The 14,589-nt window shown below is 75.0% G+C and carries 2 protein-coding genes (1 of these 2 only partly in view); both read right to left on the bottom strand.

The genetic code is table 11. From position 1 onward, the window contains the following. Nucleotide 1: 1 nt before the first annotated feature. Complete coding sequence (locus tag AB0I83_RS05200; protein WP_363303665.1) at nucleotides 2–9,943, bottom strand: type I polyketide synthase; 9,942 nt, start codon at nucleotides 9,941–9,943, stop codon at nucleotides 2–4. 59 nt (nucleotides 9,944–10,002) lie between these two features. Continuing rightward, nucleotides 10,003–14,589: the 3' end of a type I polyketide synthase gene (locus tag AB0I83_RS05195; protein ID WP_363303664.1), read on the bottom strand. It continues 14,742 nt past the right edge of the window; only the last 4,587 of its 19,329 coding nucleotides appear in the window; its start codon lies off the right edge, out of view; it ends in the stop codon at nucleotides 10,003–10,005.

Genomic DNA, 14,589 nt, shown 5'->3' with positions numbered 1-14,589 from the left:
GTCAGCTTTCCGTTACGTCGTTGTCGGTGCCGAGCGCCAGCTCGACCAGGTCGGCCAGGTCCATGTCGCCGATGCGGTCCGCGGTGCCGGACGCGCCGTCCGGTTCCTGCGCGGCACCCTGGTCGGGTGTGGCTGCCAGTTCCAGGAGGGTGTCGAGCAGTCCCGTCTCGCGCAGCCTGTTCAGCGGGATGGCGCGCAGGGTCGACCAGGTGGCCTCTTCCTCGGGGCTCATCGCGGGGGTGGCCGCGCCTGTTGCGGGGGCGAACAGCAGGCCGTTCAGGTGCCGGGCGAGGTCGGGGAACGTGGGATGGTCGAAGACCAGGGTGGTGGCCAGCTTGAGACCGGTGAGCGCGGACAGCCGGTTGCGTAGCGCGACGACGGTCAGCGAGTCGAAGCCGAGGTCGCGGAACGAGCGGTCGGACCGGAGTTCGCCGTCGGAGTCGTGGCCGAGGGCGACCGCCGCCTCGCGGCGGACCCGGTCGAGCATCAGCCTTTCCCGTTCGGCGGGTTCGGCGGCGGTCAGTTCGCGGACCAGGGCGGTGGGGCCGTTGTCGTGTCCGGCGGCCCCCTCGGATTCGGTCAGGGCTTGTCGTGCCTCGGGTACGCCGAGGAGCAGTGGCCTGCTGCGGGCCGCGCTGTAGGCGGGGGCGAAGTCCTGCCAGCTGATGTCGGCCACGACCAGGTTGTGCTCGGCGCCGCCGACCGCGTCGGCGAGGGCGGTGAGGGCTAGGTCCGGGGCCATCTGCCTGTTCCCCAGCCTGCTGAGGCGGGCGGCGGTGTCGGCGTCGACCATGCCGCCGCCTCCCCACGCGCCCCAGGCGATCGACAGCACCGGGTGGCCCGCCGCGCGCTGTGCCTCCGCGAACGCGTCGAGGTGGGCGTTGGCCGCGGCGTATCCGATCCGTCCGGAGTCGCCCCAGGTCCCGGCCCCGGATGAGAAGAGGAGGAACGTGTCGAGGTCGAGCCGCTCGGTGAGTTCGGCGAGGTTGCGGGTTCCGGTGACCTTGGGGGCGAGTACGGCGCCCAGTTCGGCGGTCGTCAGCTCGGCGAGGGGCACGTCGCGTCCGCTGGTTCCGGCGGCGTGCAGCAGGGCGCGGATCGGCGGGCCGTTCGATTCGATCTTGGCGAACAGGTCGCCGAGCGCGTCGAGGTCGGCGAGGTCGCAGGCGGCGACGACGACGTCGGCGCCCAGGTCGACCAGTTCGTCGCGGAGTTCGGTCATCCCGTCGGCGGCGTCGCCCCGGCGGCTCACCAGTACGACGCGGTCGGCGCCCGAGTGCGCCGCCCAGCGGGCCAGGTGGCCGCCGATCGCTCCCGTGCCGCCGGTGATGACGACGGTGTCGCGGGGCTTCCACGGGGTGGCGGGGTTGTCGGCGGGCGCCCGGACCAGTCGGCGGGCGAGCGGTCCGGACGGGCGGACGGCGAGCTGGTCCTCGTCGGTCGCGCCGCCGAGCAGGGCGGCGAGGTGCCGTGCGCTGTCGGTGTCGAGGACGGCGGGCAGGTCGATCAGGCCGCCCCATGTGCGGGGCAGGTCGAGGCCGAGCACGAGTCCGCCGCCCCACAGGAGCGCCTGGGCCGGGTTGCGGGGCGGGTCCTCGGCGCCGGTGCCGAGTGCTCCGGTCGTGGCGAACCACACCGGGGCGCCGAGGTCCAGCTCGGTCAGGCCGCGTACGACGCCGAGGCCGGTGGCGAGCCCGGTGGTCACCGAGGGGTGCTCCGGGTGGGGCGTCTCGTCGAAGCCGGTGAGGCAGAGCACGCCTGCCGGGGTACGGCCGTCGAGGAGGTCGGTGATGCGCGGGCCCAGCCGGGTCCCGTCCGGGTCGTCGGCCTCCGAGGGGAGTTCGGCGACCTCGGCGCCCGCGGCGGCGAGCGCCCGTGCCACGGCGTCGGCTAGGTCGTCGTGGGCGCCGGGGGTACGCAGCAGCAGCCAGGTGCCCGGCAGGTCGACGGCCCCGGCGACCGGCAGGTTCTCCCACCGGGTGCGGTAGCGCCAGGTGTCCAGCGTGGTCGCGACCTGGCGCCGGGTGTGCCAGCGGGACAGGGCGGGAAGGACGGGTTCCAGTTCCGCGCGTCCCAGTCCGGTGTCGCGGACGAGGGTGTCCAGGTCCTGGTGGCGTACCGCCTGCCAGAACTCGTCCGCCACCGGGTCGGCGCCGGTGCCCAGGGTGCCGGCCCCGGTCTCGGGCCAGAAGCGGCGGCGCTGGAAGGCGTACGGGGGCAGATCGGTCCGGCGGGCGCCTGTGCCCTCGAAGACGCGCTGCCAGTCGACGGTCGCACCGGCCGTGAACGCCTCCCCGAGGGAACGCAGGAACCGGGCCGGTCCGCCGTCGCCCCGGCGCAGCGAGCCGAGGGCGACGACGTCGTCGCGGTCGGCGAGGGTCTCCTCGACCGCTGTGGTCAGCACGGGGTGGGCGCTGACCTCGATCATCGGTCCGAAGCCCTGTTCCGCCAGTGCGCGCACGGAGTCCGCGAAGCGCACCGGGTGGCGCAGGTTCCGGAACCAGTAGCCGGCGTCGAACACCGGCCCTTCGGCCCAGTCGGCGGTCACGGTGGAGAGGAACGGTACGTCGGTTCCGGTGGGTGCGATCGGTGCGAGGACCTCCCCGAGGCGTGCCTCGACGGCGTCGGCGTGCGGTGAGTGGGAGGCGTAGTTGATCGGGACGACGCGGGTGCGGATGTCCTGCCCGGCGCATTCGGCGGCGAACTCCCGCAGGGCGTCGGCGTCCCCGGAGACGATCACGGCACGGGGGCTGTTGACGGCGCCGACGTGGAGCCGGTCCTCGTAGGGCCGCAGCAGTTCGTCCACGCGCGCGGGTTCGGCGGCGACCGAGAGCAGGCCGCCGAGCCCGGCGAGTGCCACGACTTCCCGGCCGCGCAGGCAGACGACGCGGGCGGCGTCGCGCAGGCTCAGGCCGCCGGCGAAGCAGGCCGCGGCGATCTCGCCCTGGGAGTGGCCGACGACGGCTGCGGGTTCCACCCCGTGGGAGCGCCACAGTTCGGCGAGGGACACGGTGACGGCGAAGGTGGCGGGCTGCACCACGTCGTCGCCGTCGAGACCGGGTGCGCCGTCCGCGCCGCGCAGGACGTCGGTGAGCCGCCAGTCCACGAACTCCGACAGGGCCTCCTCGCAGCGCGCGATGCTCTGCGCGAACAGGGGTGAGCTGTCCATGAGTTCGGCCGCCATACCGGCCCACTGGGAGCCCTGGCCGGGGAAGACGAAGACCGGCCGGCTCGCCGGTCGGGCGACGCCCTCGACGAGGTTCGAGGCGGTGTCCTCGGCGGCGAGGGCGCGCAGGCCGTCGAGCAGTTCCTCGCGGTCGGTGCCGACGACGACGGCCCGGTGGTCGAGGTGGGACCGGGTGGTGGCGAGAGTGATCCCGATGTCGGCGGGGTCCAGGGTCCCGGCGGCGGGCAGCAGTCGCGCGGCCTGGGCGCGCAGACCGGCCGCTCCGGCCGCGGACAGGGTCCACGCGACGGGGGCGGGCGGCCTCGGGTCGGTGGTCGCGGCCTCTGCGGCCGTGACCGGGGCCTGTTCCAGGATCACGTGGGCGTTGGTGCCGCTGATGCCGAAGGAGGACACGGCGGCGCGGCGCGGGCGCCCGGTGTCCGGCCAGTCCTGGTTGCGGGTCAGCAGGCGTACGGCGCCGGTGTCCCAGTCGACCCGTGAGGACGGTTCGTCCAGGTGCAGGATCTTCGGCAGGACGCCGTGGCGCATGGCGAGGACGGTCTTGATGACGCCGGCGACTCCGGCGGCGGCCTGGGTGTGCCCGAAGTTCGACTTCAGCGCGCCGACCAGCAGGGGCGCGTCGGCCGGGCGACCGCTGCCGTAGGTGGCGAGCAGTGCCTGTGCCTCGATCGGGTCGCCGAGGGCGGTGCCGGTGCCGTGTGCCTCGACGGTGTCGACCTCGGCGGCGTCCAGCCCCGCGGACGCGAGCGCCTGGCGGATGACCCGCTGCTGGGAGGGGCCGTTGGGCGCGGTGAGGCCGTTCGAGGCGCCGTCCTGGTTGACGGCGGAGCCGCGTACGACGCCCAGCACGGTGTGCCCGTTGCGGCGGGCGTCGGAGAGCCGCTCCAGCAGGAGCAGGCCGAGGCCCTCGCCCCAGCCGGTGCCGTCCGCGCCCTGTGCGAACGGCTTGCAGCGGCCGTCGGCCGCGAGCCCGCGCTGCCGGCTGAACTCGATGAACACCGTGGGTGTCGACATCACGGTGACGCCACCGGCCACGGCGAGCGAGCACTCGCCGGAGCGGAGGGCGCCCATCGCCATGTGCAGGGAGACCAGGGAGGAGGAGCAGGCGGTGTCGACGGTGACGGCCGGGCCCTCCAGGCCGTAGGTGTAGGAGATCCGGCCGGAGGCGACGCTGCCCGCGGTGCCGGTGCCGAGGTGGCCCTCCAGGTCGTGGGGGCGTCCGTGCAGCAGGGCCGAGTAGTCGGTGTACATCAGCCCGATGTAGACGCCGGTGCTGCTGCCGCGCAGTGAGCGGGGCGGGATGCCCGCCCGCTCGAAGAGCTCCCAGGAGGATTCGAGCAGCAGCCGCTGCTGGGGGTCCATGGCGAGGGCTTCGCGGGGCGATATCCCGAAGGGGGCGGGGTCGAACCGGTCGGCGCCGGTGAGGAATCCGCCCTCGCGGGCGTAGCTCGTGCCGGGCCGTTCGGGGTCCGGGTCGAACAGGGTGCCGAGGTCCCAGCCCCGATCGTCCGGCATCGGTGTGACGGCGTCGTCGCCGCGCAGCACCGACTCCCACAGCTCTTCGGGGGTCTGTACGCCGCCGGGGAGCCGGCAGGCCATGGACACGATCGCGATCGGGTCGTCGTCCCGCGCGGCGGCGGGCCGTGCGGGTGTCGCGGACCGGGCGGTGGCGGGCGCGGTGGTCTCCTCGGCCAGGGACTCCAGGTGCGCGGCGAGCGCGGCCGGGGTCGGCTGGTCGAAGATCACCGAGGCGGGCAGGCGGAGACCGGTCTCCCGGCTGAGGGTGTTGCGCAGTTCGACCGCCATGAGTGAGTCGAACCCGAGCTCCGAGAACGCCTTGTCGGGGTCGACGGCGCTCGCCGAGGAGTGCCGGAGCACGGCGGCGACCCGGGACCGGACCAGGTCGCCCATCCGGGCGGGGCGGGCGCTCCGGCGGGCCGCCGCCTGCCGGGGGTGGCGGACCAGACCGCGCAGCAGGGCGTGCAGGGCGTTCTTGCCGTCCTGGCCGCGCAGCACGGCGAAGTCGAAGGCGGAGGGCACCAGATGGGCTTCCGGGCGGCCCAGCGCGGTGTCGAAGAGTGCGAGGCCTTCGGGGCCGGTGAGGCTGAGTACGCCGATTCCGGCGGCACGCTGCAGGTCGACGTCGCTGAGGCCGCCGACCATGCCGTCCTGGCCCTCCCACAGGCCCCATGCCAGCGACAGTCCGGGCAGTCCGTCCCGTTGGCGCTGCCTGGCCAGGGCGTCGAGGCAGGCGTTGGCCGCGGAGTAGTTGCCCTGTCCGGGGCCGCCGAACGTGCCGGCGGCCGAGGCGAACAGGACGAACGCCGAAAGGTCCGCCCCCGAGGTGAGTTCGTGCAGGTTGAGCGCTCCGGCCACCTTCGGGGCGAGGACGGTGTCGATCCGGTCCGGGGTCAGCGACTGGATGATGCCGTCGTCGAGGACGCCGGCCAGGTGCACGACGGCCGTCAGGGGGTGCGCGGCGGGGACGGTGGCGAGCAGAGCGGCCAGTTCGGCCCGGTCCGCCACGTCACAGGCCGCGAGGCGTACCTCGGCGTCCAGTCCGGTGAGTTCGGCGGCGTCGGCGGAGCGCGGGCCGGACCTGCTGGTCAGCAGCAGGTGCCGGACGCCGTGCTCCTCGACGAGGTGCCGGCACAGGGCACGGCCCAGTCGGCCGGTGGCTCCGGTGACCAGGACCGTGCCGTCGGGGTCGAAGGCGCGCCGCGGCTCCTCGGTGCGGGCCGGCGGCCGGGCGAGGCGGGGCACGTACCAGCGGCCGTCCCTGAGCATCAGGCAGGGCTCGTCGCGGGGCAGGTCCGCCAGGGGTACGTCCGGGGCGTCGTCGGTGACGTCGACGAGGACGAACCGCTCGGGGTTCTCCGACTGGGCGGAGCGGACCAGCGCCTGGACGGCGGCGGCGACCGGGTCGACTGCGCCGTCCTCACCGGGCAGCCGGGCGGCGGCGCGGGTGCGCAGCACGAGTGGGGTGTGGTCCTCGGGCGCGGGTGCCGCAAGGTGTTCCTGGAGCAGCGCGAGGGTGCGGTGCAGGGCCGCGCGGACCGCCTCGTACGGGTCTTCCGGGAGGTCGGCGCGGACCGGCAGGTCGACGATCTCCGGTGCGCTGCCGGGCAGTCGGTCGGGGGCGGCGGATCCGGCGGGGGTCTCCAGCCACTCCAGGTGGAACAGGGCGTCGCGGTGGCGCGGCTGCGAACTCGGGCGGGCGCCCGGCAGGGGGCGCACCAGCAGCGAGTCGACGGAGACGACGGGCGTACCGGCGTCGTCGGTCGCGGTCAGCGTGAGTTCGTGCTGTCCGGCCCGGCTCAGCGTGACGCGCAGCCGGGTGGCGCCCGTGGTGTGGACGCCCGCACCGGTCCAGGTGAAGGGGACGGCACCGGCTGAGGCGTCCGCGTCGAGGGCAGAGGCGTGCAGGGCGGCGTCGAGCAGGGCCGGGTGCAGTTCGAAGCGCTCGGCGTCGGTGTGCAGGGAGTCGGGCAGTTCGACGTCGGCGTACACCTCGTCGCCGAGCCGCCACGCGGCCCGCAGGCCGCGCAGCAGCGGGCCGTACTCGAGTCCGGCGGTGGCCAGTCCGTCGTAGAGGTGGCGGGTCTCCAGCGGGGTGGCGCCGGGCGGCGGCCACTCGGCGGGACCGGGTTCGGGGGCGTCGCGGTGGGCGGCGAGGGTGCCGGTGAAGTGGAGGGTCCACGGCTGCCCGTCGGTGCCGGTGTCCGGCCGGGAGTAGCCGGTCACGGTCCGGTTGCCGGCGCCGTCGGCGGCTCCGACGACCAGTTGCAGCGCGACGCGGTCCGCCGGTTCCAGGACCAGGGGTTCGGTCAGGACCAGTTCGTCGGCGCGGGGGCAGCCGATCCGGGTGCCGGCGCGCAGCGCGAGGTCCAGGAAGGCGGTGCCGGGCACCAGGACGCGGCCGGCCACCCGGTGGTCGGCGATCCACGGGTGGGTGGCGACGGAGAGCTCGCCGCCGAACACGAAGCCGTCCGCGTCGGCGCGTTCCATCCGTACGCCGAGGATGGCGTGCCCGCCCGTCATGTCGCGCCGTGAGACGGTCGCGTCGAGCCAGAAGCGGCGGCGCTGGAAGGCGTGGACGGGCAGGTCGGTGCGGCGGGCGCCGGTGCCCTCGTAGAAGGCGGTCCAGTCGACCGGCACGCCGCACGCCCAGAGGTGGGCGACGGTCTCCGTCAGCGCCTCGGTCTCCGGCCGGTCCTTGGCGGTCACGGGCCGTACGAGGCAGTCCGCCGGCGCGTCCTCGGCGACGGCGGCCGACAGCGGTCCGGACGGGCCGAGTTCGACGAACCGGGTGGTGCCGAGGGCGCGGAGCCTGGTGATGCCGTCGGCGAAGCGGACGGTCTCGCGGACGTGGCGCACCCAGTGGTCGGCCGTGAACTCCTCGACGGTCTCGCCGGTCAGGTTGGACACGACCGTGATCTGCGGCCTGTGGTGCTCGACGCTCTCCGCGACGGCGCGGAACTCGTCGAGCATGCCGTCCATGTGCGAGGAGTGGAAGGCGTGGCTGACGGTGAGGCGACGGGTGCCGCGGTCGGCGAACTCGGAGGCGACGCGCAGCACGTCCTCCTCGTCGCCGGACAGCACCACGGAACGGGGGCCGTTGACCGCCGCGAGGGACACCGTGCCGCTGAGCAGCGGGACCACCTCGGCCTCGGTGGCGCGTACGGAGACCATGGCGCCGCCGCCGGGTAGCGCCTGCATGAGGCGGGCGCGCGCCGCCACGAGACGGCAGGCGTCGGGGAGGCTCAGGGCTCCCGCGACGTGCGCGGCGGCCAGTTCGCCGATGGAGTGGCCGATGAGGTGGTCGGGCCGTACGCCCCAGGACTCGAGCAGCCGGAACAGCGCCACCTCGATCGCGAACAGTGCGGGCTGGGTGTACTCGGTGCGGTCCAGCGGGCCCGTGGCGTCGGACATGACGGCCTTGAGGCCGAGGGCGGCCCCGGTGTCGAAGTGTGCGCAGATCTCGTCCAGGGCCCGCGCGAACACCGGGTGGGCCGCGTACAGCGCGGTGCCCATGCCGGCGCGCTGGGCGCCCTGGCCGCTGAACATGAAGGCGACGCGGCCGTCGAGGCCACGCCCGGTGACGACGCCGGGCGCCTCGTGGATCCCGTCGGCGAGGGCGGTGAGCGCGGCCGTGAGCTCCTCGGGGCCGGTGCCGACGGCCACGGCGCGGTGTTCGAGCTGGGCGCGCGTGGTGGCCAGCGAGAGGCCGACGTCCCGGGGTGCTCGTCCGTCCACTCCGGACAGCAGGCGCCGGGCCTGTGCGGCGAGCCCCTCGGCGGTCTTGGCGGACACCACCCAGGGCACGGCGGGCAGGTCGCGGGCGGGCAGTCCGGCGGCCTCCGTCTCCGGCTCGGGCGGGGACTGTTCCACGATGACGTGCGCGTTGGTGCCGCTGACGCCGAAGGCGGAGACACCGGCGCGGCGCGGGCGTCCGGCTTCGGGCCACGGCCGGGCCTCGGTGAGCAGCCGTACGCCGCCCGCCGACCAGTCGATGTGCCGCGAGGGCTCCGTCACGTGGAGGGTCCTGGGCAGGGCGGCGTGACGGATCGCCTGCACCATCTTGATGACGCCGGCCACCCCGGCGGCGGCCTGGGTGTGCCCCAGGTTCGACTTGAGGGAGCCCAGCCACAGCGGCCGCTCCCGCGGGCGGTCCTGGCCGTACGTGGCGATGAGCGCCTGGGCCTCGATCGGGTCGCCGAGGCGGGTCCCGGTGCCGTGCGCCTCCACGGCGTCCACGTCTGCGGGGGTGAGGCCCGCGTTCGCCAGCGCCTGCCGGATGACACGCTGCTGGGAGGGGCCGTTGGGCGCGGTGAGGCCGCTGCTGGCACCGTCCTGGTTGATGGCGGTGCCCCGGATCACCGCCAGTACCGGATGACCGTTGCGGCGGGCGTCGGACAGCCGCTCGACCGCGAGGAGGCCCACGCCCTCGGCCCATCCGGTGCCGTCGGCGCCGTCGGCGAAGGACTTGCAGCGGCCGTCCGGGGCGAGGCCCCGGTGCCGGCTGAACTGCACGAAGGTGGCGGGCGTGGACATGACGGTCACACCGCCGGCGAGTGCCAGGGTGCACTCCCCGGACCGCAGCGCCTGGCAGGCCAGGTGCAAGGCCACCAGCGAGGAGGAGCACGCGGTGTCCAGTGTGACCGCGGGCCCTTCCAGGCCCAGGGTGTAGGCGATGCGACCGGAGGCGATGCTCGGCGAACTGCCGTTGCCGATGTAGCCCTCCAGGCCGCGCGGCGGCTGGTCGACGCGGGAACCGTAGTCGCTGTACATCACGCCGACGTACACGCCGGTACGGCTGCCGCGCAGTGAGCCCGGGCTGATGCCGCCGCGCTCCAGCGCCTCCCACGAGGCCTCCAGGAGGAGCCGCTGCTGGGGGTCGGTGGCCAGCGCCTCGCGCGGGCTCAGTCCGAACAGCTCGGCGTCGAACTCGGCGGCGTCGTACAGGAACCCGCCCTGTGTCGAGTAGCAGGTGCCGGGCTGGTCCGGGTCCGGGTCGTACAGCGAGGCGAGGTCCCAGCCCCGGTCGGTGGGGAACTCGGAGACGGCGTCCCCGCCGTCCGCGAGGAGGCCCCACAGCTCGTCCGGCGAGGCGACGCCGCCGGGGAGCCGGCAGCTCATGCCGACGATCGCGATCGGCTCGGAGTCCTTCGCCTCGTGCTCGGTCAGCTGCTGCCGGGTCCGGTGCAGGTCGGCGGTCGCCTTCTTCAGGTACTCGCGCAGCCGTTCCTCGTTCATCGCTGTTCCCCTCGTCCGCGCCTGGCCATCGTTCACCGCCTGGTTCTCCCCTCGCCCGCTCATGTGTCCAGCCCGTCGAGGAACCGGAAGATGTCGTCGTCGCTGGCCTCTTCGAGGTTGTCGATCACCGAGTCGGGTGTGCCGGGCGCCGCCTCGGCCGGGGCGCCGACCTTGGCGAGCAGCTCCCGCAGCCGGGTCCCGACGCGGTCGCGCAGCACGTCGTCGGCGGTCGTGTCGGGCAGGTTGGCGCCCAGCTTCTCCAGCTCCAGGAGGATCGGGGCGAGGACGCGTTCGCTGTCCGACGGGAAGATCTCGTCCAGGTGCGCGGCGAGCCCGGCGGGCGTCGGCCGGTCGAACAGGAGCGTGGCGGGCAGGGTGAGCCCGGTCGCCCTGGCCAGCCGGTTGCGGAGCTCGACGGCGCTCAGCGAGTCGAAGCCCATCTCCAGGAAGCCCCGCTCCACGTCGACGCGAGTCGACGGCGGGTACGCGAGCACCAGGGCCGCCTCCTCGCGGACCAGGTCCAGCAGGGCGCGCCCGCGTTCGGGCCCGGTCATCCCGGCGAAGCGGTCCGCCGGTGCCGGAGCGTCCTCGCGCCTGGCGGTCGCGGCGGCCGGGCGGACCCGGCCGCGCACCAGGCCGCGCAGCAGCGGCGGCACCTGGTCGGGGTCGGTGAAGCCGGCCAGCGACAGCCGCACCGGCACGAGGACGGCCTCGTCGCGGGCGTGGGCGGCGTCGAGCAGGGCGAGTCCCTCCTCCGAGGAGAGGGACTCGATGCCGCCCCGGGCGTACCGGGCGTGGTCCGCGGCCCCGAGCTTGCCGGTCATCGTGCTGAGTTCGGCCCACGGGCCCCAGCACAGCGAGAGTCCGGCGAGCCCGAGTGCGCGCCGGTGTCCGGCGAGGGCGTCCAGGAACGCGTTGCCGGCGGCGTAGGCGGCCTGCCCCGCACCGCCGAACGTCGACGCGACCGAGGAGAACAGCACGAACGCGCCGAGGTCCATGGAGGCGGTGAGCTCGTGCAGGTTGTACGCCGCGTCCACCTTGGCCGCGAGGACGCCGTCGACGCGCTCGGCCGTGAGCCCGGTGACCACTCCGTCGTCGACGATGCCCGCCGCGTGGACCACCGCGGTGAGCGGGTGCTCGGCCGGGATGTCGTCGAGTACCCGGCGCAGTGCGTCGCGGTCGGCGGCGTCGCAGGCGGCCACGGTCACGTCGGCGCCCAGCCCGGTGAGTTCGTCGCGCAGTGCCTCGGCGCCGTCGGCGGCGAGACCGCTGCGGCTGACCAGCGCCAGCCGCCGGACGCCGTGTGCGGTGACGAGGTGGCGTGCGACCAGCCGGCCCAGGGTGCCGGTGGCGCCGGTGATCAGTGTCGTACCGGCCGGGTTCCACCCGGGGGCCGCGCCTTCGCTGTCCCGGCCGGGGGTGACCCGGGCGAGACGGGGGACGCGTACGACGCCGTCGCGGAGCGCCGACTCGGGCTCCTCGCCCGCGATCGCGGCGGTCACCTCGGCTGCCGAACCGGTGAGGCCGGTGCCGGGTTCGGTGTCGAGCAGGGCGAAGCGCCCCGGATGCTCGGTGATCGCGGCCCGGACCAGGCCGTGGACGGTGGCGCCGGGCAGGCCGGTGACCTCCGCACCGGGATCGACGGCCAGCGTGCCACGGGTGACGAAGACCAGCCGGGAACCCTCGAAGCGTTCCTCGGCGAGCCAGCTCTGCACGAGGCCGAGGGCCCGGTGCGCCGCCGCACGCGCCGCGTCGGCGGTGTCGCCCGGGAGGGTCGGTACGGCGACGACGACCCGGTCCGGGACCTCCGCCGCACCGGACGCGATGGCGTCGGCGAGCTCCCGCAGCGTCGGGTGGGTGCCGAGTGTGCCGAGACCCGACAGCGCCGCCACCAGGTCGGCCGGGGCGTCGGTTCCGACGACCGCCCAGGTCCGGCCGGCCGGGGCCGGGGCGGCCTGGACCGGTGTCCACTCGGTGTGCAGGAGCAGCTGGGAGTGCGCCGGGCGCGGACCGGCACCGGCGACCGGCCGGAAGGCCAGCGACTCGGCCGACGCCGCGAGGGCACCGGCGGCGTCCCAGGCCCGGAAGGACACGGTGTTCGCACCGATGTCGGTCAGCCGGACCCTGAGGTGCGTGGCGCCGGTGCTGTGCACGGTCACGTGCCGCCAGGAGAACGGCATCACGCTGCGCCCCGCGTCGCCGACCGCACCGAAGGTGACGGCCTGCAACGCGGCGTCGAGCAGCGCCGGATGGACACCGAAGCCGGCCGGGTCCGTGCCGTCGGGCAGGGCCACCTCGGCGTACACGTCGGTGCCGTGCCGCCAGGCGGCGTCCAGGCCCTGGAAGACGGGGCCGTAGACACTGCCCGAGTCGGCCAGCCGGGCGTAGAAGCCGTCCAGGTCGACGGGTTCCGCGTCGGCGGGCGGCCAGACGGCGGGAGCCTGTTCGGCGGTCGGCACGGCGGGCAGCAGGGTGCCGCTCGCGTGCCGCTGCCAGGGTTCGTCCGGCCCTTCGTCGGGCCGCGCGAACACCTCGACCGGACGGACACCGTCCGCGTCCTCGGCACCCACCCGCACCTGCATCCGCACCGCCTGCCGCTCGGGGACGACCAGCGGCTCCTGCAAGGTCAGTTCGCCGACGGTGTCGCAGCCGACGTGGTCGCCGGCGCGGACGGCGAGGTCGAGGAACGCCGTGCCGGGCAGCACGACCCGGCCGGCGATGGCGTGATCGCCCAGCCACGGGAGGCGCCGGCGGGAGAGCCGGGCCGTGAACAGCGCGCCGTCACCGTCCGCGAGGCTCACGGCCGCGCCGAGCAGCGGGTGCACCACGTCGTCGAGGCCCGCCTCGCGCACGTCACCCGCGTCCTGCGGGGCATCGAGCCAGTACCGCTCCCGCTGGAACGGATAGGTGGGCAGGTCGAGCGGTGCCCCGCCGGGCAGGAAGGCGGACCAGTCGCAGGACGCGCCGTGGACGTACACCTGGGTCAGCGCCCCGAGGACACCGGCCACCTCGTCGTGGCCGCGCCGCAGGGCGGGCACCACCACTCCGCGGGCGTCCTCCGCACGGCATTCGGCGGCCATGGCGGCGAGGACGGCGTCCGGGCCGAGCTCCAGGAACCGGGTCACACCGGCCCGGTCCAGGGAGCGGACACCGTCGGCGAAGCGGACGGCGCCGCGGAGCTGCGCCACCCAGTACTCAGGTGAGCACAGCTGCTCGGCGGTGGCCGTCCCACCCGTCACCCCGGAGACGACCGGGATGCGCGGCGCAGCCATCGGTACGCTCCTGGCGATCTCGGCGAAGCGGTCCAGCATGGCGTCCATGTGGGCGGAGTGGAAGGCGTGACTGACCGTCAGCCGCTTGGTCCTGCGGCCCAGTCCGGCGAAGTGCGCGGTGATCCGCTCGACCTCGTCGACATCGCCGGACACCACCGTCGCCTCGGGCCCGTTGACAGCGGCCACAGCGATCCGGTCGTCGAGGCCCGCCAGCAGGGGCAGGACCTCCTCCTCCGCGGCGGCAAGCGCGGCCATCGCGCCGCCGGTGGGCAGTCCGGCCATCAGCCGGCCGCGGGCCGCCACGAGGCGGCAGGCGTCGGGGAGGGTGAGGACGCCCGCGACGTGCGCGGCGCCGAGCTCTCCGACCGAGTGGCCGATCAGGTAGTCGGGCGTGACGCCCCAGGACTCGAACAGCCGGAACAGGGCGACCTCGACGGCGAACAGCGCCGGCTGGGTGTAGTCGGTCCGGTCGAGCAGGGCCGCCTCGGGGGTGCCGTCCACGGCGAACACCACGTCGCGCAGTGGTACGGGCAGCTCCAGGTCCACATGGGCGCAGACCTCGTCGAAGGCGTCGGCGTACACCGGGAACGCCGCGTACAGCTCCTGTCCCATGCCGGCCCGCTGGGCTCCCTGCCCGGAGAACAGGAAGGCGGTACGGCCGCCGCTGGTGGCGCCCGCTGCCGACGGCGCGGTCGTACGGCCGTCCAGCCAGGCGGTGAGCTGCTCGCGCAGCGCGTCGCGGTCGGTGCCCCAGCAGACGAGCCGGTGCTCGAACCGGGAGCGGGCCGCGAGTGTGCCGCCGACGGCGGCGGCCTCGTGATCGGGCCGCGCGTCGAGTGCGCCCAGCAGGTTCTCGGCCTGCTCGGTGAGCGCGGCGGCGGTGCGCGCGGACAGCGTCCAGGGCAGCGGACCGGTGGTGGTCCCGGAGCCCTCGGGGTACTGAGCGGCGTCGGCCGGCTCCTGCTCGATGATCACGTGGGCGTTGGTGCCGCTCACACCGAACGAGGACACGGCGGCGCGACGGGGACCCTCACCTTCCGGCCAGGCGCGCTCCTCGCCGAGCAGGCGCACGGCGCCGGACGACCAGTCGACGTGCGGTGTCGGCTCGTCGGCGTGGAGGGTGCGCGGCATGGTCGCGTTCCGCATCGCCAGTACGGCCTTGATGACCCCGGCGACGCCCGAAGCGGCCTGGGTGTGACCGATGTTGGACTTCACCGAACCCAGCCACAGGGGCCGGTCCGCGGGCCGGTCCTGGCCGTAGGTCGCGAGCAGTGCCTCGGCCTCGATGGGGTCACCGAGCGAGGTGCCCGTTCCGTGCGCCTCCATCAGGTCCACGTCGGCGGTCGTCAGCCCGCCGTTGGCCAGCGCCTGCCG

This window comes from Streptomyces sp. NPDC049970 (genome assembly GCF_040660235.1).
GTDB lineage: Bacteria > Actinomycetota > Actinomycetes > Streptomycetales > Streptomycetaceae > Streptomyces.
This window is presented reverse-complemented; position numbering and strand designations above follow the sequence as displayed.